This window comes from Corynebacterium hesseae, assembly GCF_037850265.1.
In the GTDB taxonomy this organism is placed as follows: Bacteria; Actinomycetota; Actinomycetes; order Mycobacteriales; family Mycobacteriaceae; genus Corynebacterium; species Corynebacterium hesseae.
Genome location: NZ_CP137211.1, coordinates 2,739,317 through 2,752,657, shown reverse-complemented (window position 1 = coordinate 2,752,657; position 13,341 = coordinate 2,739,317). Strand labels below are relative to the sequence as shown.

Below are 13,341 nucleotides of genomic sequence, written 5' to 3'. Positions count from 1 at the left end.
AACGCCTACCTTCTGTGTAGTTACAGTTCACGCGGTGTCATCGGCCGGGGCCGGCCACACCTACTCGGTTCCCTGAAGAAGAGGCCTAGGGAGCTGAGTATTTACTGCGTGACTGTGGGTTGGGGATCGGGGATGGACGGATGGATGAGGAGAGATACAGGATGAGAAATCACATGAAGTTGTAATTTCCACCGAAGATTCCACACGATGTTTTGGTGCGTAACCTCGGAATCCACAAAGTTATCCACAAGTGTGGATAGGTGGTTTATCCACAGCCTATCTCATAGCTGTGGATAACTGTACATCGGCTCCTCAATGCAGTTAACCTGCATAAACAGTGAAAGTCTCAAGTCTTCATTGAGAGTTATCCACACCCTGTGGGTGACTGTGGAATTCGATTCCTCAGTTGTACCGCGTTATGGGGGCGCTGTCTAACGCACTTTTATGCGCGCTCGGCACGATGGCGCCAAGCGCGGCGCAAGAACGGCGAGAGGGGGTGCTTGCCGCGCAGCATGTGGGCAAAAAGTGGCGTTCTAGCTGCGGATAAAAACATCTTTGTAATTTCGGGGACACCCAGTGTGTCGATTTGTTTCGCGCACTATCTGTCACGTAACCTGTGATGGTCTATCGCAACAGTGCATGGTGCACATGTTGCATGTGGGAATGCCTCGCCACGCCTCACGGCGCTTCACGTGCGAAGCCACATCCCCACGTACACCATTCATCAGTGGATGTTTATGCCCACCGCCCTCACCGGCGTGTGGCTGTGCCATCCACCAACAACTTCAAGGAGTTAATCGTGGCAAAGGGTAAGCGTACCTTCCAGCCGAACAACCGTCGTCGCGCTCGTAAGCACGGCTTCCGTACCCGCATGAGCACCCGCGCCGGCCGCGCCATCGTCGCCGCTCGTCGCAAGAAGGGTCGCGCTAAGCTCACCGCTTAATTCATGCTTCCAGCCCAGCACAAGCTCACGTCCCCGAGGCAATTTCGGAGAACCATCAAGGGCGGGCGCCGGGCGGGCACGCGCACTGTCGTCGTGCATTTGCGCTTTAACGACGGTGAAGACGACATCGCGGCCACTGGGCCGCGGTTCGGCCTCATCGTGTCGAAGGCCGTCGGGAATGCCGTGGTTCGCCACCGCACCTCCCGGCGGCTTCGTCATGTGTGCATGTCCCTCATGCGCGATGGCGTCAACGGGACAGTATTGCCCGCCAATGTTGACATTGTTATCCGCGCCTTGCCCGCTAGCGGTAGTGCCACCAGTGAGCGCCTTGAGCGTGATATCCGCAAAGCACTAAGCACATGGGATATCTGAACTCTCAAGGAGAGGAGATTCCTGAAGCCCGCGGGTTCGGGAGAGTCCTAGTTCACGGGGTGCGCTTCTACCAAAAGCACTTGTCAGGCCTTAAGATGGTCTCCACCTGTCGTTTTGAACCGACGTGCAGTGCCTATGCTCTCGAAGCCATCTCCATCCATGGAGCCTTCAAGGGGACGGGCATGGCGCTTGCCAGGTTATGCAAGTGCGGTCCCTGGCACCCGGGCGGGTTTGATCCGGTACCGACCAAACAACAACTGAGGTAAACAACTCTCGTGCTTAATTTCATTTATTGGCCAATTTCAGCCGTCCTGTGGTTCTGGCATTGGCTCTTGAGCTTCGTCCTTGATTCCGCATGGGGCGGAACCTGGATCATCGCCATCGTTCTTCTGACGTGGACGCTCAAGGCCATCATGGTCAAGCCGACCATCACGCAGCTGCGCTCTTCACGCAAGATGCAGGAGATCCAGCCACAAATTCAGGAACTGCGCACCAAGTACGCCAATGACCAGACCAAGGCTGCCCAAGAGATGCAGCGCATCTACAAGGAAGCTGGCGTGCGCCCCGTGGCGGGCTGCCTGCCGATGTTCGCGCAGATCCCCATGTTCATTGGTCTGTTCCACGTGCTGCGCTCCTTTGACCGCACTGTTGCCGTCGCCGGTGGCATCGGGCACCCGGCGGGTGAAGCAATGTCGGAGGAGATGAACGCCTCCATTGCGAACTACATCTTCGAACCTGAGCTGGTGAAGCAGTTCGTAGACGCCAAGATCTTCGGTGTCCCGCTCGTGGCGAACCTGAGCCTCAACTCCGGTCTGGAGATTGTTAAGGAAACCACCACCGCACAGGCGGCCTTCATCATCGTGCCGCTCATCGCCATCATTGCGACGCTGACCCACTTCAACGCCCGCATGACGCTGAACCGCCAGGAGGCGCGCCGCGCGGCCGGCAAGACCGCTACCCCGCAGGGTCAGAACGCGGAGATGATGCAGCAGCAGATGGCCATGATGAACAAGATGATGCTGTGGTTTATGCCGGCAATGCTGGTGTTCTCCGGCTTCATCTGGCCCATCGGCCTGCTCTTCTACATGCTGGCCAACACCGTGTGGACCTTCTTCCAAACCCGCATTGTTTACGCCAAGATGGACCGGGAGGAAGAAGAAGAGGCAGCCGCCAAGGCTGAGCTCAAGCGCACTTCTGCCCCGAAGCCGGGCGCACGCAAGAAGGATCACCGCTCTAAGAAACAGCGCCGCAAGAACAACTAGAACGTAACCCAGGAGTTTTCACAGTGACTGAATCTGTGTCCGACACTGTGCCACTGGACCCGTCTGACGTCTTCGGATCGCGTCTGCCGCTCGCGCAGAAATACCACGATTCGCTGGCTACGGACGGGTCCACCCGTGGTTTTATAGGCCCCCGCGAGGTCCCGCGCCTGTGGGAGCGCCACCTCATTAACTGCGCCGTGGTCGCGGAGGTAATGCCGCAGGGCGCCACGCTTATCGACGTCGGCAGTGGCGCCGGCTTGCCCGGCATCCCGCTCGCCATCGCACGTCCCGACCTGAAGATCACTCTCATCGAACCTTTGCTGAAGCGCTTCACTTACCTCAACGAGGTCGTCGACCTGCTGGGCCTCGATAACGTCACCGTCATCCGCGGCCGCGCCGAGGAAGGCCCGGTGAAGAAGGCCGTTAAGGGTGCCGACATCGTGACCTCCCGCGCGGTGGCCCCGTTGGGCAAGCTGGCCAAGTGGTCCCTGCCGCTGGTTCGCAAGGGCGGAGAGATGATCGCTCTCAAGGGTTCCTCGGTGCACGAGGAGCTGGAGCGCGACGCAGCCGACATCAAGCGCGCCGGTGGCGGAAAAGCCGAGGTCATGACCATCCACGGCACCACCATTATCCGTGTCCCGCGCGTGAACTAAAGTAGACGGCATGACTCATCCTCGTCTTATCACCATCGCGAACCAGAAGGGTGGCGTGGGTAAAACCACCTCCGCCGTCAACCTTGCCGCCGCGCTCGCTGAGGCCGGCAAGAAGGTCCTGGTGATCGACTTGGACCCGCAGGGCAATGCCTCCACCGCGGTGGGCGCGGAGCACACCTCCGGCACCAAATCCAGCTATGAGGTTTTGTTGGGTGACTGCAGCGCGGAGGATGCGATGCAGCACTCCCCCGACGATGAAAACCTCTACTGCATCCCCGCCACCATCGACCTCGCCGGCGCGGAGATTGAAATGGTCTCCCTGGTTCGCCGCGAGTTTCGCCTGTATGACGCCCTGCACAACGGCTTCCTCGAAGAGCATGGCTTTGAGTACGTTTTTATTGACTGCCCACCGTCTCTAGGCTTGCTCACCATCAATGCGATGACGTGCGCAGAAGAGGTCATTATTCCCATCCAGTGTGAGTACTACGCCCTGGAGGGCGTGGGCCAGCTGCTGGGAAATATCTCCATGATCCGTGAGCACCTCAACGAGGATCTGCACATCTCCGGCGTGCTGCTCACCATGTTCGACGCCCGCACCAAGCTGGCAGAGCAGGTGGCCAATGAAGTGCGCGAGCAGTTCGGCGCCGTCGTCTTAGGCAACGTCATCCCGCGCTCCGTTCGCGTTTCGGAGGCGCCGGGTTATGGTAAGACGGTTATCGCTTATGACCCGTCGTCGACAGGCGCCCGCGCCTACGCCGCCGCCGCACGCGAGTTGGATAAGCGCGGGGACTACACGCCGCACCCCACCACGGGTGCCATTGGCGTGAGCCCAGAGATTTTCGCGGAATTGGAAGGATAGGACACCGTGGCAGATAAGAAGGCAGACCACAAGCCGGAGCAGCGCCAGGGCGGTTTGGGCAAGGGCTTGGCCGCGCTCATCCCGTCCGGCCCGGGTGCGCCCTCCCGCAAGCCACGCTTGGGAGATTCCGCCGCAGATATCATTCTCGGTGCGTCCACCGGCGCTCCTAAGGATGCCGGCACGAAAAGGGTGCAGGGTGCGCCCACTATCCAGCAATCCTCGGGTTCGAAGAAGCGTCAGGCCAAGCCTTCGGTGATTGGTGCGACTTACCGCGAGATTTCCGTCGGTGACATCATGCCCAACCCGAAGCAGCCGCGTACTGTCTTCGACGAGGATGACCTGGCCGAGCTGGTCCACTCCATCAAGGAATTCGGTCTGTTGCAGCCGGTCGTGGTCCGGCCTTCCGAGGAGGGCGGCTTCGAGCTCATCATGGGTGAGCGCCGCTGGCGCGCCTCTTCCAAGGCGGGCCTGGCCACCATCCCGGCTATCGTCCGCGATACCAAGGATGATGACCTCCTGCGGGACGCTCTGCTGGAGAATATCCACCGCGTGCAGCTCAACCCGTTGGAAGAAGCACACGCCTATCAGCAGCTTCTTGAAGAATTTGGGGTTACCCAAAATGAGTTGGCTGACCGCATTGGTCGCTCGCGCCCGCAGGTGACCAACATGATCCGCCTGCTCAAGCTGCCGGTGGACGTGCAGAAGCGCGTTGCCGCGGGTACGTTATCGGGCGGTCACGCCCGCGCGTTGCTGGGCCTGCCGGATGCAGAGGCCATGGAGCTCATTGCCAATCGCGTCGTGGCCGAGGGTCTGTCTGTGCGAGCCACCGAGGAAGCCGTCACCCTGTACAAGCGCGATGGCAAGCCAGCCGAGCCAACCAAGAAGCCCGCTGCCCCGCAGCCGCAGTTCTTTACGGACTCCGCCGAGCGCTTGGCCGATCGCTTCGACACCAAGGTCACCGTCACCATGGGCAAGCGCAAGGGAAAAATGGTCGTCGAATTCGGTGACCAGGAGGACTTCGAGCGCATCCTAGCGCTTATTGAGGGCAAAGAAGGAAGCTAGCTCGCCATGCTCGTTCAGGCCGTCAAGGAAGGTGTTGCTATCAACCCCTTGGCGGCCCGATCTATTTTTTGGGAGATGAAAACCACGGTCGCTGACCCTGCATTTGAAAAGGAAGCGTGGATCAGCGCCACCCTGCTGCGCTGCGGCGACTGCGGTTTTACCGTGGGCGATGAGGCCACGGTCCTCTTCTGCCCGCCTGAGCTTGCCCCCGGTGCGGCCAAGCTGCCCACTTCCCCCGTCTCGGAGGATGCGGTCCTGGTGACTTCGCTATTTGTAAAGCCGCACCGCGCGGCGAAGGGCTTGGAAGCAGTGCTTCTCGACGCCACCATCATGCACCTCACCTCCCGCGAGGCAAGCGCCGTTGAGGCCTTTGGCTTTCGTGATGCCCGCCAGGCCGAAGAGCTCCTTCGCGAGAAACCCGCTCGCATTGGCCTATTACCTGTGGAGACGCTGGAGTCCGCCGGTTTCATGGTGGTGCGCGATCACCCTATTACCCCGCGCCTGCGTCTCGAGCTTCCTCCGGCCTTCGACCTGCTGACCGCAGCCGCGGTGGAGGACCTCCTCGCCCGCGCTTTGGCCTAAGCCCTTTAGGAAGAGCGCTCGGCGCGCAGCAGCTCGTCGAAGCGGTAGGTGCCGGTCACGGCGGTGTCCTCGTCCAAGAGGTAGAGGCGCTTGACGGAGACGACGATGGCCTCGGCGATGTCATCGCGGCGGTCCGGGTTGGTAAGGATAGCCACGTCCTTGGGGCTGGTCAGGTAACCCAGCACGACCTGCACCACCGGCATCTGCGTCAGGCGCAACAACGCCCACGTGCGGCCGTGGTTGCGGCAATTACCCAGCTCGGTGCGGGCAACGATCTCACGCTGGATGAAGCCGGAGAGCGTCTCGCCGATGAGGGAAGAGTTGCCGGATTCCGACCCAAAGTAGAAGGTGGCTACGCCGTTGGCTTTCTCCGTGGGGTATTCATCGCAGGCCAGTGAAATAACCAGGTCGGCGTCGAATGCATTGGCCATATCTGCGCGGTCACGAATCGATGGGTCATCGTTGCGCGGGCGGGAGATGATGGTCTCCATGCCGGCGGCGATCATGCGCCCGGCAACGCGCTCGGCCAAGTCCCAGAGGATCTCCTCCTCCGTGATGTCACCAAAGCGTCCCCTGACCGTGCGGCCCTTGTTGAGGCCACCCAGGCTGGGGTCGATCACAACGCGCTTGCCGGCCAGCTTCGGCCCGGCGTTGCGCACGCGCTCGCGTTCCTGGATATTGTGCGCCGAGCCGCCAGTGATACGCCGACCCAGCAGGTTGAGGGCGTTAATGGTGGCAGGGCCACAGATCCCGTCACTGCGCAGGCCAGAGTTGAGTTGGTATTCCGCCAGCGCCGCGTAGGTGCGGGCACCGAAATGGCCATCGATGCGTTCTTGGTAGAAGCCAAGCTCCTGCAATTGTTCTTGGAGCTGTGCTACGTCATCGCCCACCTGCACGTTGCCCGGTTCATAGGCCAGAACGCGGGCGCCCAGCGTGTAGGAAGCCTGGCGCAGCTCGCGCAGAGTGAGGTCATCAATATCGCCGCTAGGCACGATGCCGCGGGATTGCTGGAAGGCCTTGAGGACCTCGGCCAAATTGTTATCAAAGTGCTTATCGGCTTCGGAGTACTTTTGCTTCTTCCAGTCGGACAACGTCCCCTGGTAGTCAGTCATGAGGCCGAGGCGGGCAAGGGTTGCGCGTGCTTCGGCGACCCGAACGCTCTGGTCACCTACACGTAAAACGCGGTTCACACCTACCCCTTTCGTGATCAAGGAGGCGCACCGCAGTGCGCCATCAACGAGTTAAAGAATACCAGTTAGAGCTGTTTCTTTATCTGCGCCACGATGTCGGCCTTGGAACGCAGGCCGACGAACTCATCGACCTTCTCACCGTTCTTGAAAATCAGCACGGATGGGATCGACATGATCTGGAACATGGCACCCAGGGTGCGCTCCTCGTCCACGTTGACCTTGACCACGGAGACGTCATCACCGAGTTCTTCGGCGACCTCTTCGAGAATCGGGGACAACTTCTTGCACGGCCCACACCATTCAGCCCAGAAGTCCACGACGACGGGCTTGCCTGCCTCCACGACGTCCGCGCGGAAGGAATCAGTAGTGACGTTCTTAATGTTGCTCATGTGACTATTAACGGTTATCGGCGAGGAAATGTTCCGCATCAATGGCCGCGCGGCAGCCGGAGCCAGCCGCGGTGATGGCCTGCTGGTAGTGGTCATCCACCAAGTCACCGCAGGCAAAGACACCAGGCAGCGAGGTCTTGGTCGAAGGCTGTTCCACTACGACGTAGCCAGCCTCATTGGTGGCCACCTGGCCCTCGAGGAAGCCGGAGCGCGGGTCATGGCCAATCGCTACAAACATGGCGGTGACATCGAGTTCGCTGGTTTCGCCGGTTAGGGCGTTCTTGACCTCCAGGCCGCCAACCTTGCCGTCCTTATCCAGGACGCGCTCAACGGTGGTATTGGTCTGCCACTTGATCTGTGGGTTCTCCTTGGCGCGCTCCAGCATGATCTTGGAGGCGCGGAAGTTCTCGGAGCGGTGGATGATTGTTACGGTTTCGGCGAACTTGGTGAGGAAGGTGGCCTCCTCCATGGCGGAATCGCCGCCGCCGACGACGGCAATGTTGTGGCCCTTGAAGAAGAAGCCATCGCAGGTGGCGCAGGCGGACACGCCGCGTCCAGCGAGCTCGGATTCACCCGGAATGCCCAGGTAGCGCGGCGCTGCACCGGTGGCGAGGATGACGGTGCGGGCCTCAAAGACCTCGTCACCGACGTGCAGCTTCTTCACCTCGCCCTCGAGTTCGACGGAATCGACAACCTCCATGCGCAGGTCCGCACCGAAGCGGATGGCCTGGGCGCGCATTTCTTCCATGAGCTCTGGGCCCATGATGCCCTTCTGGAAGCCCGGGTAGTTCTCTACCTCGGTGGTGTTCATGAGTTCGCCGCCGTATTCAAAGCCCTCGAAGACGATGGGATTGAGCTCGGCACGTGCTGCGTAGAGTGCTGCGGTGTAGCCGGCGGGGCCGGAGCCGACGATGGCGACATCGTGGATGGTCACAAAAAACTCCCTTGAGACGACAATTCTTGGACAGAATCTGATTCATGTTCGCGCACATCGCGCGAAAGATAGTGTGATTCTACTCGGCCTCAGTCTATCGCCGCACGCAGCACCTGCCGAGCCCGGGCTCGCCGCGACTTCACCGTGCCTGGCGCAACGCCCTGTACTTTGGCCACCGCATCGATGGGATAGCCAGCAACATCGGTCAGGTACAACGCTTCTCGCTGGTCCTCGCGCAACGTCTCCATCGCTTGGGCCACCGTGATGCGTTCCGCCAAGTTCTCGCTGGGATTGTGCGCGAGTGCGTAGTTGCGGTCATCCTCAATGATCTCCGCATCGAGGGAGGCGTTCTCCCGGTTGGAGCGGTGGTTGAGGAAGTCATAGCCGGAGTTCATCACCAGCCTGTGCAGCCATGTGCTCAGCGTGGCATCGTGCCGGTAGGAGGCCATGTTGCAGCTGGCCTTGAGCAGTGCCTCCTGCACGATGTCCTGCGCATCATCATCGTTGCGCGTGTAGCGCCGCGCCATGGCCGTCAGGCGCGCACGGTGCTTCTCGACGATTGCCGAAAAGGCCTTAGTATCTCCGCCGATGAAGGCGTCGACGAGTTCACGATCGGTCGGCTGAGCTGACAAGAAGAATCCCCCCGGAAACTTGAGCAATGACACATGGGTCAACACAGTCCCTTGGCCGAAGCCGATGGTGTGTGATTGTCCCCCGTTAATGTGTCTGCGAGTTTACGGGAAGATTCTTCTGTCCGCTACGCGCCGCGTCTACTGCGCCGCACGCACGCGTTGCGCACGACGCAGCGCATCCTGGCATTCCAGCAGCACGCGGCGCAGCGCCCGAGGGTGCTCGCTGCTCAGGAACTCGCTGGTGGCGGCGTCGGCCATCGCGAGATCCGGGTAGAGCCCGCGCACGAGGCGGTTAGCAATCTCGATGGGGTGCTCCTCCCACAGCTTCGCCAGCGAATCGAAGTACTCTTGGGCAAAGGCCTCGGTGAGGTGGGCCGAGCGCGGTGCGTTAAAGGCAGCGAGGAGGGAATCCACCTCCGCGTTGGAGTACTTGCCCGGCGTGCGCACGAGATCGAAGACTTCGCGCTTGAGCTCGGCAGATGGGAAAGCGTGGGAGGCCCCCAGGTAGGCGGCGGCACCGGTAAGCGTGTTGTCCCGCTCCTTTTCCGCCTCCAGCTCCTCGGCGCCGACGGCATCGCGGGCGGCCAGCGCGCGGAGGATGGCCCAGCGGATGTCCGGGTCGAGGGCGAGGCCGTCGAGGGAGCCGTCGTAAAGCGCGCGCAGACGTGGCGAGCCGGATTCCTCCGGCGTGGCCGCGAAGGCCTGGATGGCGGCGCGGGCGACGGTGAGCTGCGCATCGGAGCCTGCCGGTGCCTGCTGCAGCACCTCCCAGAGGCGCTCGGCATAATCGGCGCGAATCTCTTCGCGGTCATCCTCGCCGACGAAATGGTCGATGGCATAGCGAGCATTGGCAAAGGCCGTGGTCAGAAGCGTCGGGTTGGACTCCGCCGGGGCGTGGTTGAGCACCGTGTCCAGGTAGGAGCGCACCGGCCACTCGCCATCGCGGGTGAGATTCCACAGGGAGGTCCAGATGACCGCGCGGGAAAGCTCATCCGGAACTTCAGACAGGCGCGTGCGGATGGTGTCCAGGGAGGTCTCGTCGAAGCGGACCTTGGCGTAGGTGTGGTCGGCGTCGTTAAGCAGCAGCAACGCAGGTGCCTGAAGCCCCGATGCCTCATCGAGGATGGTGCGCTCGCCCTCCAGGTCGACGTCGAGGGTGGCGTATTTGTTCAGGGAGTCATCGAAGAGTGCCACGTTGAGGCGGTGCGGGCGCGTGGTGTCCTCGGCCTCGACAGCGATGGCGAGCTCGTGGATCTTATCGCCGTCCGTGTGCAGCTCCGGGGTGAGAGTGTCCGGGCCCCACGTGCGCAGCCAGGCTGTGGACCAGGCGTCGAGGTCGCGGTCGGTGTGCTTCTTCAGGGCCTTGAGCAGGTCCTCGAAGGTGGCGGCAGCAAAGGCGTGCTCCTGGAAGTAGTCGCGTGCGCCGGCGTAGAAGTTCTCCCGGCCCACGTAGTGCACCAGCTGCTTGAGCACCGCCGCACCCTTGGCATATGTAATGCCGTCGAAGTTCTGGCGCGCGGCGTCCACGTCCGGGATCTCGGCCTTGATGGGATGCGTTGTGGGCAGCTGATCCTGCAGGTAGGCCCAGTTCTTGCGCTGGCCGGCGAAGTTGACCCACGCCTCGGTGTATTCGGTGGCGTGCACCGAGGAATCCGCGCCCATGAACTCCGCGAAGGACTCCTTGAGCCACAGGTCATCCCACCACTGCGGGGTGACCAGGTCACCGAACCACATGTGAGACATCTCGTGCAGGATGGTATTCGTGCGCCCGGCATGCTGCGCGCGGGTGGCGGCGGAACGGAAGAGGTAGTGCTCCGTAAAGGTCACGAGGCCGGGGTTCTCCATGGCGCCCAGGTTGTATTCCGGAACGAAGATGGAATCATACTTGCCCCACGGATACGGGTAGCCAAAGTTGCTGTGGAAAAAGTCCATGCCCTGTGCTGTGACCTGCAGGATTTCATCATCCAGATACTCCGCCATGGAGGCGCGGGCAAAGGCGCGCAGCTCCACTTCCAAGGAGCCATCGGGTGCGGTCCAGGTGCTGTGCTTCTCGACGTACGGCCCCGCCGCAAACGCCGTCAGATACGTCGACAGCAGAGGGGTCGGCGCGAAGTGCGCTACTTCCCCGCTATCCGTCTTCTCGCGGCCGACCTCCGGCTGGTTGCTGAGCAGCTGCCAGCCTTCCGGGCCGGTGAGGTGCACCGCGTAGTTGGCCTTGAGGTCCGGCTGGTCAAAGCAGGGGAAGATGCGGCGGGCATCGGATGGCTCGAGGTGCGAGTAAAGGTACGTAGTGTCATCGGCCTGGTCGTGCATGCGGTGCAGGCCCTGGCCGGTGCGGGAGTAATAGGAGGAGCCGGTGATCTCCACGGTGAGTTCCTCCCCCACTGGAAGATTATTCAGGTAGACCCGTCCACCGTCGAAGGTGTTCTCCACCTCCTCACCGTTGACGCGCACTGCGTGCACGGCCTTGCCCAAGTAATCCACGAAGGTCTCGGGTTTAGTGGTGGTGAACGTAATACGTGAGGTGACCTCGTAGGAGTCGGCGTCGGTTGGCGCGCTCGTGACGTCGAGGTGCAGCTCGTAGGTGCTCAGGCGCAGCGCGGCGCTGCGGGCGGAAGCTTCTGCATGGGTGAGGTTTGCGGTAGTCATGCGCTACATCTTAAACGTCACTGCGGTGCGTATCACAGGGCGGTCAAGATAGAACCCACCGCGTGTTGGGCCCGCGCTGTGGGCCATCAGGATCGATGCGCGCTTGGCCTATAGTCCGCAGGTGGCGCAGTATTCCCGTGACAGTTGCCCGGTCTACTCCCAGTTCTTCGGCGACTTCACGCGTAGTCAGTGCAGCTCCTTCTTTGAGTTGAGCCAGGATCCAGTCCTGAACGGAGGTCGCTGCGATGTGTCCTTCTATGTGAAGCCCCATCAGTGATCGGGCCTTGGTGGTAAGTATCCACTCTCGCGCTTCCCGTAGTTGTTCTACGAAACCGAGGCTCTCATACCACCGAAGGGTATCCGCAGCCTGATCTTCGCTGACTTGCATGAGTTGGGCAGCAGTGTGGCACAGCAGGATCTGGTTGTCCATAAGGTGACGGGCAATGATGAGACCATTGACGCTGTCGAAAGGCTCAGCGCCGAAAGCACCTTTGAGTTCGGTCAAGGCCTTAACAAACGCGGTGTCAACGCGGCCAGAGGACAAAATAACTTCGACGAAGGATTCCTCGGCGCGAAGTTCCGGAATATGGCGACCACTCGACAGCATCGATGCCCACATGCGGTCGAATCCACGGGAGGATTCCTCTGCTAACCCCAGCATCCTTAACGCCGTCATAAGGCGGGGATTTCGGGGAATTGATTGTGTTGTGAGAACTCGATTGCGTTGTACACCTGTGGGAAGACCACCGGGTGACCATACAGAGAAGGCTATGGGAGATTGGTCGATGACTACTGCAGCCGATGCGTCCCAGTCGCGATGGGCTAAGGCGTTGGAGACGAGCTCGTCGACAGCGGTGTCTGGGAAAGCCTTGATCGATACTTCTTGACCTGTGGCAAGTGCGATGCGCTCCACTTCTTGCTGGGCATTGACTCGAATTAGCTCTTTCAACCGCAAGTATGCGGTGATGAGGGGTGCAGAGATTTCCGTTGTTCTCGGCTCACCACCAGGGACAAGACGGAGGAGGTGCCGAACTGTAACCTGCTGGGATACCGGAGGCATGAAGAGGATTTCGGCCGCGTATGTGGGGTTTTGTGAGCCATCCAGCAGCCCTAATTCTCCCAAAAGTTCGCGGGTCGTCGCGGGAACAGGCTCCTGGGAACCGGACATCGCTCTAGCTTGAGCTAGCAGGTGCCGCGCCTGATCGACGGCTGTCATATCGAGTTCCTCAAGTCCTCGCCGGGAGGGGTGAGCGGTGTAATCCGGGTTGGCGCGTTCAAAAAAGAGTGCGCGGCGTTGGTGCTCGGTGAGGGGTACGCAGCGAGTACCAACCCGTTTGCTTGCCTGTCCCTTCGGGCGCTGATACAGCGTGATGCCACGGGGAACGCGCAAGACGATGAGCCGGGCTCCGCACCACTCCAGCTCCTCTGCTTCGACGTGGATGTTGGGCTGTGTTCCTTCGAAGATTTTTCTTATGAGCCAGTCCAGTTCCCTCTGGGTGCCTGTAAATGCCGCTGGTCCTGATTTCTTGTCTGCGACTCCAAGCACGATGAAAGCGTTCCCGTTATCGGCATTGGAAAAGCACACGGCTTCATCGATGAGGAATTCAACAAGGGTTGCGTCTGGATTGCGATTTCTCGGGTGGACTGCAGGGTCCTCTTTGAAATCGAGAATCTCGGATTCCAGGCTATCGGCGGTTGCGCCGGTTTCAATCGAGCGCAGTGCCTGGATGATGAAGTCGAGTTCGTCCTCTCTCATGGCCTGTAGTATAGCGGAGTTGTTTCAAACAACTCCGCAACAACTAATAAACAACTAT

Annotated in this window: 14 protein-coding genes; 8 read left to right on the top strand and 6 right to left on the bottom strand. The window is 60.8% G+C overall.

Annotated features, from left to right (window positions below):
• The first annotated feature begins 799 nt into the window (after positions 1-799).
• Genes rpmH through R3O64_RS12810 form a run of 8 tightly spaced genes read left to right on the top strand, consistent with a single transcriptional unit; the run spans position 800 to position 5,733 of the window.
• Entirely contained in the window at positions 800-943 is a 144-nt protein-coding gene (gene rpmH, locus R3O64_RS12845; RefSeq protein ID WP_003847033.1) for a 50S ribosomal protein L34, read from the top strand.
• A 3-nt stretch (positions 944-946) separates the two neighbouring features.
• On the top strand, positions 947-1,315 hold the full coding sequence (gene rnpA / locus R3O64_RS12840) for a ribonuclease P protein component (protein ID WP_070521939.1): 369 nt from the start codon (positions 947-949) through the stop codon (positions 1,313-1,315).
• Positions 1,303-1,581, top strand: coding sequence for a membrane protein insertion efficiency factor YidD (gene yidD / locus R3O64_RS12835; protein ID WP_070444526.1), 279 nt, complete (start codon positions 1,303-1,305; stop codon positions 1,579-1,581). The genes rnpA and yidD overlap by 13 nt, the downstream gene beginning before the upstream one ends.
• 9 nt (positions 1,582-1,590) lie before the next feature.
• Complete coding sequence (yidC, locus tag R3O64_RS12830) at positions 1,591-2,577, top strand: membrane protein insertase YidC (RefSeq protein ID WP_339017071.1); 987 nt, start codon at positions 1,591-1,593, stop codon at positions 2,575-2,577.
• Positions 2,578-2,600: 23 nt separating this feature from the next.
• On the top strand, positions 2,601-3,230 hold the full coding sequence (gene rsmG / locus R3O64_RS12825) for a 16S rRNA (guanine(527)-N(7))-methyltransferase RsmG (protein WP_339017070.1): 630 nt from the start codon (positions 2,601-2,603) through the stop codon (positions 3,228-3,230).
• 10 nt (positions 3,231-3,240) lie between these two features.
• Complete coding sequence (locus tag R3O64_RS12820) at positions 3,241-4,089, top strand: ParA family protein (RefSeq protein WP_070521927.1); 849 nt, start codon at positions 3,241-3,243, stop codon at positions 4,087-4,089.
• A gap of 6 nt (positions 4,090-4,095) precedes the next feature.
• Positions 4,096-5,151: a ParB/RepB/Spo0J family partition protein gene (locus tag R3O64_RS12815; protein ID WP_070521924.1), complete on the top strand. Its 1,056-nt coding sequence runs from the start codon at positions 4,096-4,098 to the stop codon at positions 5,149-5,151.
• Positions 5,152-5,157: 6 nt separating this feature from the next.
• On the top strand, positions 5,158-5,733 hold the full coding sequence (locus tag R3O64_RS12810) for a hypothetical protein (protein WP_070533599.1): 576 nt from the start codon (positions 5,158-5,160) through the stop codon (positions 5,731-5,733).
• A 5-nt stretch (positions 5,734-5,738) separates the two neighbouring features.
• On the opposite strand, the gene R3O64_RS12805 is transcribed toward R3O64_RS12810, so the two are convergent.
• From R3O64_RS12805 to R3O64_RS12780, 6 genes are all read right to left on the bottom strand, one after another.
• Positions 5,739-6,923, bottom strand: coding sequence for an N-acetylmuramoyl-L-alanine amidase (locus R3O64_RS12805; protein WP_193633911.1), 1,185 nt, complete (start codon positions 6,921-6,923; stop codon positions 5,739-5,741).
• A gap of 65 nt (positions 6,924-6,988) precedes the next feature.
• Positions 6,989-7,312, bottom strand: a complete 324-nt coding sequence (gene trxA, locus R3O64_RS12800) for a thioredoxin (protein ID WP_070533604.1) — start codon at positions 7,310-7,312, stop codon at positions 6,989-6,991.
• A gap of 7 nt (positions 7,313-7,319) precedes the next feature.
• The gene (gene trxB, locus R3O64_RS12795; RefSeq protein ID WP_193633912.1) at positions 7,320-8,246 is read right to left on the bottom strand and encodes a thioredoxin-disulfide reductase; all 927 of its coding nucleotides are present in this window, start codon (positions 8,244-8,246) and stop codon (positions 7,320-7,322) included.
• An 89-nt stretch (positions 8,247-8,335) separates the two neighbouring features.
• On the bottom strand, positions 8,336-8,878 hold the full coding sequence (locus R3O64_RS12790) for an RNA polymerase sigma factor (protein WP_070533756.1): 543 nt from the start codon (positions 8,876-8,878) through the stop codon (positions 8,336-8,338).
• A gap of 138 nt (positions 8,879-9,016) precedes the next feature.
• Positions 9,017-11,527: an aminopeptidase N gene (gene pepN, locus R3O64_RS12785; protein ID WP_339017069.1), complete on the bottom strand. Its 2,511-nt coding sequence runs from the start codon at positions 11,525-11,527 to the stop codon at positions 9,017-9,019.
• Positions 11,528-11,570: 43 nt separating this feature from the next.
• Positions 11,571-13,283: an ATP-binding protein gene (locus R3O64_RS12780; RefSeq protein ID WP_239249586.1), complete on the bottom strand. Its 1,713-nt coding sequence runs from the start codon at positions 13,281-13,283 to the stop codon at positions 11,571-11,573.
• Between the last annotated feature and the right edge of the window lie 58 nt (positions 13,284-13,341).